Here is an 18,150-nt window from a genome sequence, read left to right as displayed (position 1 = left end):
AATCGGGATGACGATGGTGTCGCACGCGAAGAACGATAGTTTGGACAACGAAGCCGCGGCACTGCATCGGCTGCGACGTCGCGGGTGGACGCCATCGGCGGCGATTGATGGTGGAGCCTATCGTTCCGCATGGACGCACATCATGCGATCCGTCTGGCCCGGCACGCCGACGCTCATGATCGAGGCCCAGCAGGATCTCATGCCGAACCTCGAAGCCCAGGCCCGCCTGCTTGGGGACAATGTGCGCGCGGTACAGGGCCTCGTCGCCGCCCACCCTGGTGTTGCGGTCAATTTCTACACACCGATCGGCGAGGGCGTCGGAACGACCGGCGCCTCCATTTACCCCGAGCAGACTCCGCTCAAGTTGGCGCACAGCATCCAGACCACCACGACGCTGGACACGCTGACGGAACAGTGGGGCGGACCGCCATTCACGCTTCTCAAGCTGGACCTGCAGGGAGCCGAACGCGATGCCCTGATGGGCGCCGCACGCACGCTCCAGACCGTCGAGGTGATCCAACTGGAGGTGTCGGCCCTGCCCTACAACTTCAAAGCCCCCCTCGTCGCGGAGATGCTGCCCTTCCTGGATGGCCTTGGCTTCGTGATGTTCGACATCGCGGATCTGCGGCGCCTGGGTGACGACACCCTGTGCCAATTCGACGTGCTGTGCGTTCGAAAGGGACATTGGCTCCTGCCGGGGTGACGGGCCGCCATGTCACTGGCTGCCGCCGGGGGGCCAGGTCGGGACGGAGTGCTGCCGCGCCATCCGGCACGGCTCCACCATCCTCGGCGTCATGAACGTCAGTTCAGGAAGAAGCGCACCGGGACGGTCAGTTCCAGCGAGCCCTGCTCGCCCGTACCGGGCGGCAGAGGCAACGGCACGGCGCGGTGGACCAGGGCGCATGCCTCCTCGTCCAGCTGTGCATAGCCGGAGCCGCCGGCAATCGTGCACGACACGACCCCGCCTTCGGCGTTCACCCTGAAGCGGACCAGAACGGTTCCCTCCTGGCGTTGCAGCCGCGCCTGCCGGGGATAGGTCTTGAACCGTTCCAGACGGCTGCTGACGGCCGCCGCGTAATCGGCGGGAGCGGCCATGGGAGCGGCGGGGCGCTCCGGCGCAGGCCGCACCGGTTCCGTGGGCGGTGCCGGCGCCGGCGGAGACGGACGTGGGGTGGCCTGCGACGCCGTCGGCACCGCCACCCGCGGCTTGCGCGGCGGTCGCGGAGGGGCAGGCGGTAAGGGTTCGGCAGGTGCCGGCGCAGGGGATGGGGTGGACACCGGCGACGGTGCAACCGCCTCGGCCGGAGGCGGCTCCACGGGGATGTCCGCCGGGATGGCGGGAGACGGTTCGTTGGACGGAGCCGGCTCCGTCAGCGGTTCGACTATGGGTTCAGGTTCGGCGGCCGGGAGAGGGGCGGATTCGGCGGGGACTGGCGCCGGCAGTTCCGGCGCGGCCGGCTCCAGGATGAGATCGACGACCACGGCGGACGGTGCCGGGAGTTCCCGCTCGCCGGGAGGAACCAGGAACACACCGGCCGCGACCGCGGCGTGCAGAAGCACGGAGAGCAGTCCGGCAACCGCGTCGCGCCGGTCCTGCCGCCCGTCGGACCGGACTGGGACGGAGCGCTCCAGACCGCCGAGGGGAGCCCCCGGGGAGCCGCCGTGCGCGAGGGCCACCGCCGTGCCCTCCCCGCTCAGAAGATGACGCGCACGCCGCCGTAGAACGCCCGCGGCGCCGCCGGGCTGACGAAGCGCGAGTCCCTCGCTCCGGGCGCCTCGGCGAGCGGAACCTCGCGCACGCCGCCGAAGGTCCCGAAGGTCGAGTAGTGCGCGTTGGTGACGTTCTTCACCAAGCCGAAGACCTGAACCGCCTCGGTGATCTGGTAGCTCGTCGTCGCGTCGAGCGTGACGTAGCCCTTGACCCTGCCGACGGAACCCTGGGGATCGCCCACGTAGGTCTGGCCGGAATAGGCGCTCAGCGTGCCGCCGACGGCCCAGGCGTCCGTCACCTTCAGCGACCCGCCCAACTTGATGCGGTGGGCCGGGATGCCGGGCAGCCGGTCGCCGGGGCGGGCCACCACCGTGCCGGTGGTGCGGTCGCGGTTGGGGTTGTCCGGGCTGTTGAGCACCAGCGTGCTCTCGTAGGTCCCCTCGACGTAGGCGTAATCGGCGTGGACGCTCCACCCCGCGCCGGACAGGCGCAGGCCGGTCTCGATTCCCTGGCGGCGGGTCCGTCCGGCGTTGATGAAGTAGCCGCGCCCGCGCACGCCGGAGGCCACGTTCAGGATGTCGTCCTGAAGGCCGGTGCGGAACAGCCCGACGCTCCAGTCCAGCCGCACCCCCTCGAAGGGCCGGAGGTTGGATCCGCGCAGCCCCCCTTCCCAGGTACGCCCGACCACCTGCTTGAGCGGCGGGTCGGACAGGAAGAAGTTGGTCAGCGTGCACGGCCGCGCCGGATCGGCGCAGGACAGCTCCGCCGCTGTCGGCACGCGGTTGCTCTCCGCGTAACCGACGTACCCGGTCAGCCCCGGCGTGACCTTGTAGGTGGCCCCGGCCGCGGGGTTGAAGCGGGTGAAGCGGTGGCTGCCGTTCAGCGCGGTCCCCAACTGGTCGTCGAGGACGACCCGCGCCACGTTGAGGCGTCCGCCAGCGGTCAGCGCCAGCGCGTCGGTCACGTCCAGCGTGTCCGACACATACACCCCGGCGTAGGTGGTGGTGGAGCGGACGGACACCGGCGCGATCTCGCCGTCCGGCTGCTGGATGATCAGGCCGACCGGCGCCACCGTGCGGTCGGCCGTCAGCGTGCCGATCTCCGAGCTTGCGGAGAAGCGCGTCACGCCGTGGTCCAGGCTGACGCCGCCGACCAGCGTGTTCGGCCGGCCGAACATCGGCGCCTGGCTGGTCGCCTGCAGTGTGCCGCCGACCGAGGTGGAGGTGGTGTCGGTGCGGTTCAGCACGCCGCCGCGCGTGCCATTCAGGAAGTCGTCGATCGGCTGCCCCCGGCTGTCGACCAGCACCGGTCCACTGTCGTTCAGACACAGCCGGTCGTCGCGCAGCGCCACCGACTGGCCGGTGCGGTCGTCGAGCCCATCGCGGTTGCGGTCGGTGGATTCACAGGCCTCGGCGTCCACGGTGTCGCCGTTCACCGTCTTCCGCTTGTAGTGGCGCACGTAGCCGGTGGCCTGGAACGACAGCGTGTCCGACGCCTTGAGGTCGGCGCGGATCGCCGGCATCACCAGCGTGTTCTCGGTGCGGTCGGGGTAGGTGAAGATGTGCGAGCGCGCGGCCGCGACCAGTTCCACCGGCGACGGGCCGTTGCCGGTCAGGCGGTTGTCGGCGGCGGTGAGGGAGAGGTTGACCTGCCCGTGCGCGCCGCGCACGCCGACGTCGCCGTACAGCTGCCGCAGCGTGGAGGGCGAATGCTCGCGCCAGCCACGCTCGTGCAGCGCCTGGCCCGCGATGTAGCCGGCGTAGTCGCCGGACTGCATCCCGTACTCCAGGGCGCCCTGCACCCGGCCGAAGGAGCCGCCCTGCAGGACGAGTTGCCCGCCCGGACTGGTGAAGCCGTCCTTCATGCGGATGTTGAGCGCACCGCCCAGCGCGTTCAGCCCGAAGGCCGGCGTGTTGGGCACCACGTCCATGTCCTGGATGGCGATGTCCGGGATCAGGTCGAAGTTGACGGTGTCGCCGAACACCTCGTTGACGCGCACGCCGTTCTGGTAGACGGCCAGCCCCTGCGCGTTGCCGATCAGCGGCGAGGCGGTGAAGCCGCGGAACTGCAGATCGGGCTGGAAGGGGTTGTTCTGCGCCGCGTTGGCGTTGACGCTGGGCAGCCGCGTCTCCAGCGTGCCGAGCAGATCGGGCGCGCCGCGCTCCGACAGGTCGGTCTCGGTCAGCCGGCGCACGTTGGCCGGCACCTTGTCGGCCTCGATGCCCGGCCCGACCAGCGGCGTGGTCGCCGTCACCTCCACGGGCGCCAGCATGACCGGCGCCGGATCCGCCGCCAGCGCCATTCCAACCGTGCCCGACCCGATCACGCACGCTCCCAGGACGCTGCGTCGCATGGCTTCACCCGATCGTCAGAAGATGCGGTGATTTGATCAAGAAGCCGGCGAATCAGGCAATTCGACCATGGGCGCAAGAAGCATTGCCGGCAGAGGCGGGAAACATTCCCGATCCGGAACCGGGAAAATTCGGCAAGGAGTCATCAGTCCTTCCGCCAATGGCGCGCCTCTGATCTTCCCTCTACTATCAGGGGGATGCGTGTGCGGATGCCTGGGGCATTGTCCCTGAAGCGGCGGGTGATCGCCCTGTTCGCGCTGTTCCTGCTGCTGTTCACGGCGGCGGGCGGCGGCGTGATCATCGTCGACGCGCGGCAGAGCGTGCGGGCGGAGATGGACTCGGTCCTCGAACTCGCCAGCCTGCTGATCGAGAAGTCGCTGGCCCTGGAGGCCCGCGCCCGCGCGCCGGCGGAGCACGTGGCGGCGCTCCAGCCGCTGGTCGCGGCGCGCAAGCTGCGCCATGTGCAGATCCGCCTGCTGGACCGCAACGGCCTGGTAATCAGCGAGACGCGAACCTCCGGCGCCAGCGACGAGGTTCCGGGCTGGTTCACCGCGCTGGTCGGCGTGCAGCCGGTGATCCGCCGCGTCGAGATCCTGCCGGCGGCCGGTGGCGCCGCGGCGTCCTACGCCATCATGGCCGAGCCGTGGGACGAGGTGGCCGAGGTGTGGGAGACGGTGAAGGCGCTGGCCGCCTGCATGGCCGCGCTGTCGGCCGGCACGCTGCTGATGCTGGCGCTGGCGGCGGACCGCGCGCTGCGGCCGCTGCGCCTGTTCGAGCGCGAGCTGGCGCGGATGGAACGCGGCGACTTCGGCGTCCGCCTGGACCGCCCCGGCGTGCCGGAGCTGGTGCCGATCGCCGCCGGCATCCAGGCGCTGGGCGACAGCCTGGCGCGCACCCAGTCGGAGAACCGCCGCCTCGCCGCGCAGCTGGTGGAGGTCGAGGACCGCGAGCGCCGGGAACTGGCGCGCGAGATCCACGACGAGCTGGGCCCCTCGCTGTTCTCGCTGAAGATCGACGTGCGCGAACTGCACCGGCTGGCGCACGACCCGGCGGCGGCCAAGCCCGGCCAGATCGACGCCCGCGCCGAGGCGGCGATGGAGGCCATCGAGGCCATCCACCAGCTGAGCCGGCGCGTGCTGGGCCGCCTGCGCCCGGCGGTGCTGGACCACCTGCCGTTGAGCGAGGTGCTGCACGACGAGATCGCGCGCTGGCGCCGGCAGGCCTCCGGCACGCGCTGGCGGCTGGACCTCGACGGGCCGCTCGACGACCTCAGCGACCCGATTCGCCTGACGGTCTACCGCGTCGTCCAGGAGTCCGTGATGAACGCCGCCCGCCACGCCGGAGCGACGGAGGTGGCGGTTTCCGTGGAGCGCCGCGCCGGGCACGGCGGCGACCATGTGGTGGTGTCGGTGCGCGACGATGGCCTCGGCGCGCCAGCCAGCCCGTCCAGCGGCGGCTTCGGCATCTCGGGCATGAGCGAACGGGTGCACGCGCTGGCCGGGACGCTGACGGTCCAGCCGTCGCCGGACGGCGGCACGCTGGTGCACGCCGTCATCCCCGCCGGCGCTCCGATGGACGCACGGTCGGGCACGCGGGTGGAGACCTGAGCGCATGGCGTCCATCCTGATCATCGACGACCACCGCATCGTCATCGCCGGCTGCCGGCGCCTGCTGACGGAAAGCGTCGCCGGCTACGCGGTGAGCGACGCCACCAACGCCGAGGAGGCGCTGGCCGCCTACGCCGCGCTACGGCCGGACATGGTCGTCCTCGACCTCGCCCTGCCGGGCACGGGCGGGCTGGAGGTGCTGCGCCGGCTGCTGGAGATGGATCCCGCGTGCCGGGCGCTGGTCTTCAGCATGTACGACGACCCGATCTTCGTGGCGCGCGCGCTCCAGGCCGGCGCCAAGGGCTACCTGACCAAGAACGACGCGCCGGAGGAGCTGATCGTCGCGGTGGAGGCGGTGCTGGACGGCCGCATCTACCTCAGCCACGCCATGGCGCGCGAGCTGGCGGTGCTGAACCACGCGCCGGGCAAGCGGCTGCGCCAGGAACTGACGCCGCGCGAGCGCGAGGTGCTGCGCCGGCTCGGCCAGGGGCTGGCGCTGGGCGACATCGCGGACCAGCTCGGCATCAGCTACAAGACGGTGGCGAACACCTGCACGCAGATGAAGGAAAAGCTCGCCCTCAACAACACCCGCGAGCTGATCCGCTACGCCGTGGAGCAGCGCCTGGATCTGTGACGGGTCACAGGCAGGTGGCCTGCGCCGTCCTCAGGATCTCCAGACCCTTGGCGTGCGTCGTGGTGACGGCGTTGGCGTCCTCGGGCTTGCCGCTGGTCATGGCGGCCTTCATGGCCTTGGCCGCCTCGAACGCGGCGGCGCGGTCGGCGCCGGTCAGCTTGCCCGCCGCACACTTGCAGGTCTTGGCATTCTGCGGATTCTGGGCTGCGTCGCACAGGGCCAGGAAGTCGTCGGCGAAGGCGGGGGTGGAGAGCGAGACGGCGGCGAACGTGGCAATGGCGATCGTCAAGGCACGCATTTCGGCATATCCTCCAGCGTGAGCACGCGCCAGGAACTGTGCCAGAATGCGCTTAAAATTGAAAGAAAATGCGCGCCAGGCCGTGCGCCCCTATGGCCGGCCGCCACCCGCCGCGTGCGCCTCCAGTTCCGCCGCGACCTGCCGGACGACCGCCGGCCAGTCGCCCGAGCCCGGTTGACGGAAAACGCGCAACGTCGGGTACCAGGGGCTGTCGGTGCGGCCGCGCAGCCAGCGCCAGCAGCCGTCGAAGCGCGACAGCAGCCACACCGGCCGGCCCAGCGCGCCCGCGAGATGCGCGACGGCCGTGTCCACGCTGACGACCAGGTCGAGGTTGGCGACGATCGCCGCGGTATCGGCGAAATCGCCGATCTCCGCCGTCGGGTCGAGCAGCGCCGTGTCCGCCGGCCACCCGCCGGCCTGGGCCGCCGCCTCCCCCATCTGCAGGTTGACGAAGCGGACGCCCTTGACGCCGGCCAGCGGGTGCAGCTGCGCAAGGTCCAGGCTGCGCCGGCGGTCCACGAGGCTGGCGGCGATGTCGTGCCGCCGCGCCGCGCCGGCCCAGACCAGCCCGACCTTGAGCCCGTCGTGGGCGTGCAGGCGCTGCCGCCATGCCGCCACGGCGGCGGGATCGGGTTGGAGGTACGGGACGCCCGCGGGGATCGTCTCCAGCGTCGTGCCGAGCGCCAGCGGCAGGCTGAGCAACGGCAGATGGACGTCAAACGCCGGCAGCGGATCACCGGCCGCGACGACGCCGTCGATCCCGGGCAGGGACTCCAGCAGGCGCCGCAACGGCTTCGGGCACTGCAGCAGCACCCGCGCCCCGGCCTGCCGCAGCCGCGGGGCGAGGCGGCAGAACTGGAGGGTGTCGCCGAAGCCCTGCTCGGCGTGCAGCAGGATGGTGCGGCCGTCCAGCGGCTCCCCGGTCCACGGCTTGCCGGGCAGCTGCGGCGCCTGGCTGCGCCACACCGCCTCGCGGCGGCGCCACTCGAACTCCGCGAAGCCGTCGCGGAAGCTCCCCCTCGCGAGGCGCAGCATGCCGAGTTCGGTGTGCGCCTCCGCGAAGCCCGGGTTGGCGGCGAGGGCGCGCCGGAAGAACGCTTCGGCCTCGTCGTCGCGTCCGCCGCGCGCGGCGAGCGCACCGAGGTTGAGCAGGACTTCCTCCGCCCCCGGCACCAGCGCCAGCGCCGCCCGGTAGGTGGTCCGTGCCTCCGCGCCCCGCTCCAGGTTGGAGAGTGCGTTGCCGAGGTTGTTGTACGCCTTCGCGTAGTCCGGCCGCGCGGTCAGGGCGCGGCGGTAGTCGCGCGCCGCCGCGGCGAGCCGCCCCTGCTCCCACAGCGTGATGCCGCGGTTGTAGAGCGCCTCGGCGAAGCCCGGGTCCAGGGCGGCGGCGCGGCGGTAGCAGGCCTCGGCCTCGGGGAAGCGGCGAAGCCGCTGCAACGCGTTGCCCAAGGAGTTGTGGAGCGGCGCCAGCGCACCGCTGACGGCGATGGCCCGCCGCAGCATCGCGCCCGCCTCCTCCCACCGGCCGAGGCCCCCGGCGGCGAGGGCGAGGACCTGGAACGCGTCGGTGTTGGCCGGATCGAAGGCGAGGCACACGCGGCACACGCGGCGCGCGTCGTCGAACCGTCCGGCGCGGTGATGGCCGAGGGCCAGCAGGATGGCTTGGGCAACGGATGACATGGCGTGGTCCTCGTCCGGAGGGGCGGGGGCCGATCACCAGGAATCGGCGGGATCGCCGGCTCCGTATAGGCGTGTCCCGGCGGGGGTTCCACAAAAAAGGCCGCGACCACCGGTGCCTTGCCGCCGCGCGGCAAGCCCGCTACGCTGGGTTGCCATGAAGACGTTCCGATTCGCAATTCTCACCGCGCTGCTGGCGCTCTCCGCGTGCAGTTCGGCCCAGGTCGCCGGCATTTTCCAGGGATGGTGCCGTCATGCCGACAGCTGCACGGACAACACGAAGCCCCAGCGCCCGTGATTCCGGTTGGCAGCGCGCCATGGCCCTCCTAGATCCATGGGCGACGCCACTGGAGGCCGCATGACCGACAATCCCTTCTTCGAGGCCTGGACGACCCCGTTCGGCCTGCCGCCCTTCGACCGCATCCGGCCCGAGCACTTCCCGCCCGCCTTCGAGCGCGCCATGGCCGAGAACGTCGCGGAGATCGAGGCCATCGCCGGCCAGAGCGAGCCTCCGACCTTCGCCAACACCGTGGAGGCGCTGGAGCGCTCCAGCCGGCTGCTGAACCGCGTCAGCTCGGTGTTCTACAACCTGACCTCCAGCAACACCTCCGACGCGCTGGAGGCGATCGCCCGCGACGTGGCGCCGAAGCTGGCGCAGCACCACATGCGCGTCTGGCTGGACCCCACGCTGTTCGCCCGCGTCGAGGAACTGCACGGCAAGCGCGACACGCTCGGCCTCGACACCGACCAGATGCGCCTGCTGGAGCGGCTGCACCTCGGCTTCATCCGCAGCGGCGCCGCGCTGGGCGCGGACGCCAAGGCGCGCATGACCGCGCTGTCGGAGCGGCTGGCCACCCTGCACACGCTGTTCAACCAGAACGTCCTGCACGCCGAGAAGGACTGGCAGCTGGTGCTGGAGGAGGGCGACCTCGCCGGCCTGCCCGCCTTCGCCCGCGCCGCCGCGGCGCAGGCCGCGAAGGAACGCGGGGCGGAGGGCAAGTACGTCGTCACGCTCGCCCGGTCCTCGGTCGAGCCGTTCCTCACCTTCTCCACCCGCCGGGACCTGCGCCAGCGGCTCTACACCGCCTGGACGGAGCGCGGCGGCCAGCCCGGCGAGCACGACAACACCCCGCTGATCGGCGAGATCCTGGCGCTCCGCGCCGAGCAGGCCACGCTGCTCGGCTACGCCACCTACGCCGACTACCGGCTCGACGACACCATGGCCAAGGACACGCTGGCGGTGGAGCGCCTGCTGCTGCAGGTCTGGGAGCCGGCCAAGCGCAAGGCGGCGGAGGAGCGTGAGGAGCTGCAGGCGCAGGCCCGCGCCGAGGGGCTGAACGACTCCATCGCGCCGTGGGACTGGCGCTACTACGCCGAGAAGGTGCGGCAGGCCAAGTACGACCTCGACGAGGCGGAGGTGAAGCCGTACTTCGTGCTCGCCAACATGGTGCGCGCCGCCTTCGACACCGCGGGGCGGCTGTTCGGCCTGCGCTTCGAGGAGCGCCCCGGCTGCCCGGTCTACCACCCGGACGTCCGCGTCTACGAGGTGCTGGATTCGGCCGGCGACCACGTCGGCGTCTTCCTGCACGACAATTTCGCCCGTGCAAACAAGCGCTCCGGCGCCTGGATGAGCAGCTTCCGCGACCAGGAGAATTTCGACGGCGCGGTGTCGCCGATCATCCTCAACAACAACAACTTCGCCCGCGGCGAGCCGACGCTGCTCAGCTTCGACGAGGCGGAGACGCTGTTCCACGAGTTCGGCCACGGCCTGCACGGGCTGTTGAGCAAGGTGCGCTACCCGTCGCAGTCCGGCACCTCGGTCCGCCGCGATTTCGTCGAGTTCCCCTCGCAGGTCTACGAGCACTGGATGTCGGCACCGGAGACGCTGCGGACCTACGCCGTCCATCACCAGACCGGCGAGCCGATCCCGGAACCGCTGCTGAACCGCCTGCTGGCGGCGCGCACCTTCAACCAGGGGTTCGCGACGGTGGAGTACACCGCGGCGGCGCTGCTCGACATGGCGTTCCACACCCTGCCCGACCCGGCCGGCCTCGACGTGCCGGCGTTCGAGCGGGAGGTGACCGGGCGCATCGGCCTGCCCGCCGAGATCGCGGTGCGCCACCGCCCGCCGCACTTCCAGCACCTGTTTGCCGGTGGCGGCTACGCCGCCGGCTACTACGCCTACCTGTGGGCGGAGGTGCTGGACGCCGACGGCTTCGAGGCGTTCCAAGAGGCCGGCGACCTGTTCGACCCGACGCTGGCGGCGGGCCTCAAGGCGATCTATTCGGCCGGCGACACGCGGGACCCGATGGAGCTGTACACCGCGTTCCGCGGCAGCGAGCCGAAGATCGAGCCGCTGCTGAAGGTTCGCGGGCTGGTGGAGGCGTAGGGAAGCCTCCGCGCCGCCCCCCTCCTAACCTCCCCCCGCTTCGCGGGGGGAGGAACTCCGCCGCCAGCCGTAAAAGCCCTCCCCCGCTGAGTGGGGGAGGGTTGGGTGGGGGCCCGGCGCGTGCACTCCCCCTCACCGCCGCCGCGGCCCGAACCTCTTCCGCGGCGCCCCGCGGAACCCCGCGGCCGGCGGCGCCTCCCGCCGCCGTGCCCGCGACGCCAGCATCTCGGACAGGCGCTTGCCGATCGCGTCCCGCGTCGCCCGCACCCGTTCGCGGTCGGGCAGCAGCGTCGGGAACTTGCGCGCCGCCCAGTGGTAGAGGTCGCACGCCCGCGTCAGCCCCTCCAGCGCGTCCGTGTCCAGCCCGTCGGTCCGCGCCGGCACCACGCGGCCGAGCGGCAGCGGCTCGCCCGCCTCCACCGCGTCGAGGATCGCCGTCAGCACCCGCGCGTCCGCCGCCTCGTCGAGATCCGCCGGCACCAGCAGCAGGTCCAGCCGCGCCGCCAGACCCAGCCGCCGCGCGTCGAGCAGCACCGCCACCCGCCGCATGGCCGCCAGCGCCGCCAGCCGGTAGGGCGAGCCCGCCGTCCGCGCCGCCGCGAAGCAGTCCACCAGCAGCACCGTCTCCCCGGTGCCCAGGTACTCCGCCAAGCGCCGCAGCATGCCGCGCGTCGGGCGCACCGCCAACGGCGCGTCCGGGCGCAGCCTTGTGTCCGCCACCTCCAGCAGCCGCTTCAAGGCCCCCGGCGTGCCGCGGGCGACGACACCGAACGCGCCTTCCTCGTGCTGGCCGAAACGGCCGGCGCGACCGGCGATCTGCTTGACCTCGGTGGAGGTGAGCGGGCGGACGGCGCTGCCGTCGAACTTCTCCAGTGCGGTGAACAGCACGCGGCGGCACGGCAGGTTGAGGCCCATACCGATGGCGTCGGTCGCCACCACCACGTCGGCCTCGCCCGACACGAAGCGCGCCGCCTCGCGCCGCCGCACGGCCGGAGCGAGCGCGCCGTAGACCGTCGCCACCGACAGCCCGCGCGCCAGCAGCGTGTCGCGCACGCCCAGCACCTCGCGGCGGGAGAAGGCGATCAGCGCGTCGCCGGGCTCGACGTCCGGCCATTCCAGCCGGCGCTCCAGCAGGGTCAGCGGCGTCTTGCGCTCCAGCTCGACCACCTCCAGCGGCTCGCCCAGGTGCGCGGCGACGCGCTCGACCAGCGGGCGCGCCTCGGGCGCGCCGAGGATGTAGACGGTGTCGGCCGGCGCGCCGATCAGCGCCGCGGTCCAGGCCCAGCCGCGCTCCGGATCGGCGAGCATCTGGATCTCGTCGATCACCGCCACCTCCACGGGACGGTCGGGGTCCAGCATCTCGATGGTGGAGGCGGTGTGGCGGGCGCCCGGCACCCGCACCTCCTCCTCGCCGGTCAGCAGCGCGGTGGGGGTGCCCTCCGCGTTCAGGCGTTCCATCACCTCCAGCGCCAGCAGCCGCAACGGCGCCAGATAGACGCCGTCGCGGGCCTCCTTCAGCGCCGCGATGGCGCGGTGCGTCTTGCCGGAGTTGGTCGGACCGGTGACCAGCACCAGCCGCCGCCCCATACCGCGCGCCACCGGGAACAGGTTTTCGAAACGGGCGAAGTCGAAATGCCGGTCGACGTACGCCCTCCCCCGCGCCTCGGCGCGCTCGCGCCGCCACGCGTCGAACTCCCGCTCCCAGCGGGCGAGCAGTTCGTCCACCCCCTCGCGGTAGCGGGCGGCGCGCGCCAGCCGGTCGGCGAGGCTGGCGAAGGTCCAGGCGTCCGTGGCCTCCCCCGCGTCCTCGGCGTAGCCGCGCAGGCGGGCGGCGGTGCGCGACAGCGCGTCGTCCAGCGCCGCGGTCAGCGCCGGGTCACCCTCCAGCCGGCCGGCCAGCTCCGCGTCGGTCAGGTCGGCGAGTTCCAGCGCGTCCAGCGTCCGCGCGACCTGGAGGCGCACGGGAGCGGGCAGGCCCGGCCAGGGCAGCTCGTCCGCCAGGGTGGCGCGCACGCGGGTGCGGTCCTCGGCCGGGTGCAGCGCCGCCCGCGCGCCGGCCAGTGCGCGGCGCCCCTGCTCCAGCAGCGCGTCGCGGCGCCGGGCGCGGTCGGCGGCGCCCTCGATCTCCAGCAGGATCGCCGCGCGCCGCTCGGCCGGCACCAGCAGGTCGCGCTTGCCCTTCGGCAGCGGCAGGCCGAGCGGCACCAGCCCCGCGGCCTCCGCCTGTTCGACGCGGTTGTAGCCGGCCGTGGCGGCCGTGGTCACCTCGGGGTGCGCGGCGGCCAGGGCGTGGATGAGGGCAGGGTCGAGGTCAGACACGGGGAGGACAGCCGAGAGGATCGGAACGGCGGCCTGTTGCCAGGATGGATCCCGAACCGGAGAGGACGACCATGGACGACACGAAGAAATCCCCGGAGAACGCGCAGGACAAGTGGAAGGGCATGAAGCCCGAAGACCCCGCCATGGGCAAGCGCGACGAAGCCCGCCCCGGCACGCCGGGCACCGGCGAGAACATCGACCCGAAGACGGGGGAGAAGTTCATCGAGGGGATCGGCGGGGGGTGATGGACTCCCGCGTTGGGCCCCCACCCAACCCTCCCCCACTTCGCGGGGGAGGGCTTCTAAAGCTGACGACGGAGTTCCTCCCCCCGCGTAGTGGGGGGAGGTCAGGAGCTGACGACGGAGTTCCTCCCCCCGCGTAGTGGGGGGAGGTCAGGAGGGGGGCCCAACGCCACGGCTTCCTTCACCGCGCCCCCACCCCATGCGGCAGCCGGCTCATCAGCGCGATGGGCAGCAGGAACAGCGCCACGTTGGTCCACGACACGCCGCGCCGCCGCATCTCCGGCCGCTCCGCCGGCCCCATCCAGCCGCCGTGCGCGTCGTGGCGGTCGTCGATGGGGTGCAGCAGCGCCCCGTCGGTCTCCGGCGCCGGACGATTCTCGAACATCTCCCGCTCGATCAGGCGCGCCGCCGCGGCCTCGGCCATGCCGGGCGCCATGGCGTGCTGCAGCTCGGCGAAGCGGCCGGCGGCGCCGACGAACACCTCGCGCTGCGGCTTGACCGCCAGCTGCACGATGGCGTCGGCCACCGCCTCGGGCGGCGTCACCGGACCCGGCGGGCGGACGGCGCGGCCGGTGTAGTTGGCGGCGTGCTGCCACAGCGGCGTGTCGATGGAGCCCGGCATCACCGTGCAGACCTGGATGCCCGGCTCCTCCACCAGCTCCTGCCGCAGCGTCTCCGAGAATCCGCGCACCGCGAACTTGCTGGCCACGTAGGCGCTGGCGTAGCGCTGTCCGACGGTGGAGACCACCGAGGCGTTGTTGACGATCACCCCCTCCGCCCGGTCGAGGAAGTGCGGCAGCACCGCCCGGCAGCCGTTCACCGTGCCCATCAGGTTGGTGCGCACCACCTGCTCGAACATCTCGGCCGGGGTCTCCTCGAAAAGGCCGAAGGCGATGACGCCGGCGTTGTTGACCCACACGTCGATGCCGCCGAACGCCTCGATGGCGCGGCGGGCGAGGTGGTTGACCTGCTCCTGGTCGGTGACGTCGGTGGGCACCACCATGGCGCGGCCACCGGCGTCCAGGCATTCCTCCGCCGCGGTGTGCAGCGCCGCGTCGCGGCGGGCCGCCAGCACCACCGTGGCACCCAGCCGCGCGAAGGCCAGCGCCGTCGCCCGGCCGATGCCGCTCGACGCCCCAGTCACCACCACCACCTTGTCCGACATGCGCGCCATGACCCGCCCCGTGTCCGCCGTTTCCTCTCAACCTGACAACACCGCAGGCGCCCGGCGGTTGCGCAGGGCTTGGAAACCGCGGGTCCGAGGCGCTACAGTCGCCTCGGACAGCATGGCAGGGAGCAGACGCGTGGCGGCTAGGGAACTGGATGTGCGGGGGCTGTTCTGCCCGTTGCCGATCCTGCGGACTCGCAAGCTCCTCGACACCATGGCCGAGGGCGAGGAGGTCATGGTCTACGTCACCGACCCGGCGTCGGTGATCGACTTCCGCCACTTCTGCAACATCACCGCCAACGAGCTGCTGTCGTACGACAAGCGCGAAGACGAGGTGTTCGTCTACCACATCCGCCGGCACCTCTGAGGAGGCTTCAGCAATGGTCGCACTCGCCCCCGCCGCCCCGCCGCCGCTGCGCCCCGGCGCCGTGGTGCACGGCCCCGGCTCCGAACACATCGACGCCCTGCTCGACCGCTTCACCGCCGAGCTGAAGCGGCGCGGCTTCCGCGTCGGCGGTCTGGTGCAGCGCAACTACGGCGGCGGCGACGACTGCGCCGACCAGATGGATCTGGTGGACGTGGCGACCGGCCGCGCCTTCGGCATCTCGCAGCATCTGGGGCGGGAATCGCAGGCCTGCCGCGTCGATCCCCGGGGGGTCGCCGAGGCCAGCCAGGCGCTGCGCCGCGCCGTGGCGGAGCGCGCCGACCTCATTGTGGTGAACAAGTTCGCCGGGCTGGAAGCGCACGGCGAGGGCCTGTCCGACGAGATGCTCAGCGCCATCAGCGAGGGCATCCCGCTGCTGACCAGCGTCGGCAGCCGCTACATCAACGAGTGGCAGAGCTTCGCCGGCGGCTACGCCGACCTGCTGACGCCGGACGCGGAGTCGCTGTGGCGCTGGTGGGGTCCCCACCGGCTGTACGAGGACCTGCTGCTGGGCGTCGAGGACGCCGAGGTCAAGCGCGTGGTCGTCGGGGCCAAGTGGATCCTGGTGGAGACCGTGGCCGGAGCCATCGGCCTCGCCGCCCGCCCCTCCAGCAGCGCCGGCGCCGCGGTGCCGGCGCCGGAGTCCTGGGCCGGGTGGAGCCTGAAGGCGCTGGCCGAGCCGGCCGCGCGCGGCTGGGACGCGCTGGAGGTCGCCATCGGCATCGCCGCCCTCAACGCCCACTACAACCACGCCGGCCTGACCGGCCCGGCCGTCAACGGTCTGGACCAGCACGCCGGAGCCGAGGGCCGCGTCGTGGTGATCGGCGGATTCCCGAAGATCAGGGAGCGCCTGCCGCGCGCCCAGGTCATCGAGATCGACCCGCGTCCCGGCGAGTATCCGGAGCCCGCCTGCGACTGGCTGCTGCCCGGCGCCGAGGCCGTGGTGACCACCGCCTCGGCGCTGGCCAACCGGACGCTGCCGCGGCTGCTGGCGGCGGGCCGCGGCGCCCGGGTGACGCTGGTCGGGCCGGGGACGCCGCTGACGCCGCGGCTGTTCGACTACGGCATCGAGACGCTGTCCGGCTTCGTCGCCGAGAACGTGCCGGCCCTGGTCGAGGCGATCCTCGGCGGCGCCTCGTCCAAGCAGTTCCATTGCCACGGCCGCTTCGTGACGCTGAGCCGGGGATAGAATCAAGAAAGGGAGAGAGATGGACGACCGCACCCGCACCGAGCTGGAGGCCGCCGCCTTCCGCGGCCTCGTCGCGCATCTGCAGAAGCGCACCGACGTGCAGAACATCGACCTGATGAACCTCGCCGGCTTCTGCCGCAACTGCCTGTCCAAGTGGTACCGCGCCGCGGCCGTGGAGCGCGGCGTCGAGATGAGTGAAGAGGAGGCGCGTACGGCGATCTACGGCATGCCCTTCAAGGAGTGGAAGGCGCAGTACCAGAAGGAAGCCTCGCCCGAGCAGATGCAGACCTTCGAGGACACCAAGCCGCTGCACGCGGAAATCAGCGGGCATTACAAGAAATAAGTCTTCCCGCTGCGCCCCCACCCCATCCCTCCCCCACTTCGCGGGGGAGGAACCAGCCCCCTCCCCCGCGAAGTGGGGGAGGGATGGGGTGGGGGCCCGGTTCGCGCGCTCCCCTGCCCTACCCGAACAGCCCGGTGAACGGCAGGAACGCCACCATGTCGCCCTCGCGGATGGCGCCGGCCTCCGCCGGCATGTCGACCAGCCCGTCGGCCTCCACCATCGAGGTCAGCACGCCGGAGCTGTCGATCGGGAACTTCCGCGCCACCGGGCGGCCGTCGGCGCCGATCTCCAGCCGGGCGCGCAGGAACTCACGCCGGCCCGGCTTCTTGGCGAAGTCGAACCCGGCGACCACAAGGCAGCGCGGCGCCTGCACCGACTCCGCGCCCATCAGGCGCAGCACCAGCGGGCGGCCGACCAGCATGAAGGTCACCATCGCCGACACCGGATTGCCCGGCAGGCCGAGGAAGGCCGTGCCGCGCACCTGACCCAGCGCCAGCGGCTTGCCCGGCTTGATCGCCAGCTTCCACAGATCGACCGAGCCCAGCGCGTTGACCGCCGCCTTGACGTGGTCCTCCTCGCCCACCGAGACGCCGCCGGAGGTGACGATCAGGTCCGTGGTGCCGGCGGCGTCCTCCAGCGCGGCGCGCACCACCGCCGCCTTGTCGGCGAGGATGCCGAGGTCGCGCACCTCCGCCCCCAGCGCCGCCAGCTGCGCGCCGATGGTGTAGCGGTTGGCGTCGTAGATGGCGTGGTCCGGCTTGGCGCCGCCCGGCTCACGCAATTCGTCGCCGGTGGAGAACAGCACCACCCGCAGCCGCTGGCGCACCGACAGCGAACCGCGCCCGACCGCCGCGGCCAGCCCGACCTCCTGCGCGCGCAGGCGCCGGCCGGCCTCCAGCACCACGGATCCCGCCGTCATGTCCTCGCCGGCCGGGCGGATGTTGGCGCCGCGCTCGGGCGGGTGGAGCACGACGACCGCGCCATCCTCGGCCCGGCAGTCCTCCTGCATGGCGATGGTATCGACGCCGGCCGGCACCGGCGCGCCGGTGAAGATGCGCACCGCCTCGCCCGGCCGCACCGAACCCTCGAACCGCGCACCGGCCGGGACCCGGCCGACCACCGGCAGGCGCAGCGGCGATTCGGGGGCGACGGGGGTGGCGTAGGCGTAGCCGTCCATCGCCGACACCGCGGCGGGCGGCACATCGACCGGGGCGGTCACCGGCTCGGCCAGGATGCGGCCCAGCGAGTCGGGCAGCGGCACCGCCTCCACGCCGGTGACCGGGCCGAAGCCCTGGATCACGCGGGCCAGCGCCTCGTCGAGCGGCATCGGACCGGATCCGGAAGCGGGGCGAAAACAGTCGGTGGCCATGGCGTCTCCTCGCGGCGGCTGCGCGGGGGCCATGGTCGCCGTCCGCGCGTTCGCTTGCAACAGCCATGGCGGCGAGGCCGCGCCCTTGACCTCCATCAAACGGCGGCCATGAACGCGACAAAGCCGCCGCCGCCCGAAGGCGACGGCGACCTCCTCGTCAACACCAAAGCGGTGCGCGTTTTGCGCCTCGCAGACGCACTGTCCGCGAAAAAGGGGTAGGGCGCAGTGACGGCCGTCACACCCCGGTGCGCGCAGGCGCGAAACGACGGCGTTTGTGGCCCGGCTCACATCGGCGGCGGGTGGGGCCGGGTAGGGTTCCGGTCATCGAGACACCCCGCCGGACGCGCAGCGCCGGCCCCACCCAGGAGACCGCCCCATGATCCGCACTTCCCTGCTCGCCGGCTTCGCCACCCTGGCCCTGCTGTCGGC

The 18,150-nt window shown here is 72.4% G+C and carries 15 protein-coding genes; 8 read left to right on the top strand and 7 right to left on the bottom strand.

The window, feature by feature from the left end:
* Nucleotides 1-40 precede the first annotated feature (40 nt).
* Nucleotides 41-703: an FkbM family methyltransferase gene (locus ACRWK7_RS27910; RefSeq protein WP_431859911.1), complete on the top strand. Its 663-nt coding sequence runs from the start codon at nucleotides 41-43 to the stop codon at nucleotides 701-703.
* Between the two features lie 98 nt (nucleotides 704-801).
* Here ACRWK7_RS27910 and ACRWK7_RS27905 read toward each other — a convergent pair whose 3' ends face one another.
* Nucleotides 802-1,095 carry an energy transducer TonB gene (locus ACRWK7_RS27905; RefSeq protein ID WP_431859909.1) on the bottom strand — a complete coding sequence of 98 codons (294 nt, stop codon included), beginning with the start codon at nucleotides 1,093-1,095 and terminating at the stop codon, nucleotides 802-804.
* Between the two features lie 599 nt (nucleotides 1,096-1,694).
* Nucleotides 1,695-4,064 (bottom strand): TonB-dependent receptor, encoded by a 2,370-nt coding sequence (locus ACRWK7_RS27900; RefSeq protein WP_431859907.1) that lies wholly within the window; start codon nucleotides 4,062-4,064, stop codon nucleotides 1,695-1,697.
* Between the two features lie 207 nt (nucleotides 4,065-4,271).
* Between ACRWK7_RS27900 and ACRWK7_RS27895 the strand changes: the two genes are divergently transcribed.
* Nucleotides 4,272-5,669: an ATP-binding protein gene (locus ACRWK7_RS27895; RefSeq protein WP_431859905.1), complete on the top strand. Its 1,398-nt coding sequence runs from the start codon at nucleotides 4,272-4,274 to the stop codon at nucleotides 5,667-5,669.
* 4 nt (nucleotides 5,670-5,673) lie between these two features.
* Nucleotides 5,674-6,303 (top strand): response regulator, encoded by a 630-nt coding sequence (locus ACRWK7_RS27890; protein WP_431859903.1) that lies wholly within the window; start codon nucleotides 5,674-5,676, stop codon nucleotides 6,301-6,303.
* 4 nt (nucleotides 6,304-6,307) lie between these two features.
* Here the strand turns inward: ACRWK7_RS27890 and ACRWK7_RS27885 are convergent, their stop codons facing one another.
* On the bottom strand, nucleotides 6,308-6,601 hold the full coding sequence (locus ACRWK7_RS27885; RefSeq protein ID WP_431859901.1) for a hypothetical protein: 294 nt from the start codon (nucleotides 6,599-6,601) through the stop codon (nucleotides 6,308-6,310).
* Nucleotides 6,602-6,691: 90 nt separating this feature from the next.
* Nucleotides 6,692-8,281: a tetratricopeptide repeat protein gene (locus tag ACRWK7_RS27880; RefSeq protein ID WP_431859899.1), complete on the bottom strand. Its 1,590-nt coding sequence runs from the start codon at nucleotides 8,279-8,281 to the stop codon at nucleotides 6,692-6,694.
* 355 nt (nucleotides 8,282-8,636) lie between these two features.
* Between ACRWK7_RS27880 and ACRWK7_RS27875 the strand changes: the two genes are divergently transcribed.
* On the top strand, nucleotides 8,637-10,667 hold the full coding sequence (locus tag ACRWK7_RS27875) for a M3 family metallopeptidase (RefSeq protein ID WP_431859898.1): 2,031 nt from the start codon (nucleotides 8,637-8,639) through the stop codon (nucleotides 10,665-10,667).
* Between the two features lie 132 nt (nucleotides 10,668-10,799).
* Here ACRWK7_RS27875 and ACRWK7_RS27870 read toward each other — a convergent pair whose 3' ends face one another.
* Nucleotides 10,800-12,986: a helicase-related protein gene (locus tag ACRWK7_RS27870; RefSeq protein ID WP_431859896.1), complete on the bottom strand. Its 2,187-nt coding sequence runs from the start codon at nucleotides 12,984-12,986 to the stop codon at nucleotides 10,800-10,802.
* Nucleotides 12,987-13,057: 71 nt separating this feature from the next.
* Here ACRWK7_RS27870 and ACRWK7_RS27865 point away from each other — a divergent pair, with 71 nt between their 5' ends.
* On the top strand, nucleotides 13,058-13,231 hold the full coding sequence (locus tag ACRWK7_RS27865; protein ID WP_158284075.1) for a hypothetical protein: 174 nt from the start codon (nucleotides 13,058-13,060) through the stop codon (nucleotides 13,229-13,231).
* Nucleotides 13,232-13,409: 178 nt separating this feature from the next.
* Here the strand turns inward: ACRWK7_RS27865 and ACRWK7_RS27860 are convergent, their stop codons facing one another.
* Nucleotides 13,410-14,402: an SDR family oxidoreductase gene (locus ACRWK7_RS27860; protein ID WP_431859894.1), complete on the bottom strand. Its 993-nt coding sequence runs from the start codon at nucleotides 14,400-14,402 to the stop codon at nucleotides 13,410-13,412.
* Between the two features lie 130 nt (nucleotides 14,403-14,532).
* Between ACRWK7_RS27860 and ACRWK7_RS27855 the strand changes: the two genes are divergently transcribed.
* Genes ACRWK7_RS27855 through ACRWK7_RS27845 form a run of 3 tightly spaced genes read left to right on the top strand, consistent with a single transcriptional unit; the run spans nucleotide 14,533 to nucleotide 16,352 of the window.
* Complete coding sequence (locus ACRWK7_RS27855; protein ID WP_431859892.1) at nucleotides 14,533-14,763, top strand: sulfurtransferase TusA family protein; 231 nt, start codon at nucleotides 14,533-14,535, stop codon at nucleotides 14,761-14,763.
* Nucleotides 14,764-14,776: 13 nt separating this feature from the next.
* Nucleotides 14,777-16,009: a DUF2478 domain-containing protein gene (locus tag ACRWK7_RS27850; RefSeq protein WP_431859890.1), complete on the top strand. Its 1,233-nt coding sequence runs from the start codon at nucleotides 14,777-14,779 to the stop codon at nucleotides 16,007-16,009.
* A 19-nt stretch (nucleotides 16,010-16,028) separates the two neighbouring features.
* Nucleotides 16,029-16,352, top strand: a complete 324-nt coding sequence (locus ACRWK7_RS27845) for a DUF1244 domain-containing protein (RefSeq protein WP_431859888.1) — start codon at nucleotides 16,029-16,031, stop codon at nucleotides 16,350-16,352.
* A 118-nt stretch (nucleotides 16,353-16,470) separates the two neighbouring features.
* On the opposite strand, the gene ACRWK7_RS27840 is transcribed toward ACRWK7_RS27845, so the two are convergent.
* Nucleotides 16,471-17,679: a molybdopterin molybdotransferase MoeA gene (locus ACRWK7_RS27840; protein WP_431859886.1), complete on the bottom strand. Its 1,209-nt coding sequence runs from the start codon at nucleotides 17,677-17,679 to the stop codon at nucleotides 16,471-16,473.
* Nucleotides 17,680-18,150 lie beyond the last annotated feature (471 nt).

This window comes from Azospirillum sp., from assembly GCF_050789165.1.
Note: the sequence above shows the minus strand (reverse complement) of the source record. Positions and strands in the feature narration are given on the sequence as shown.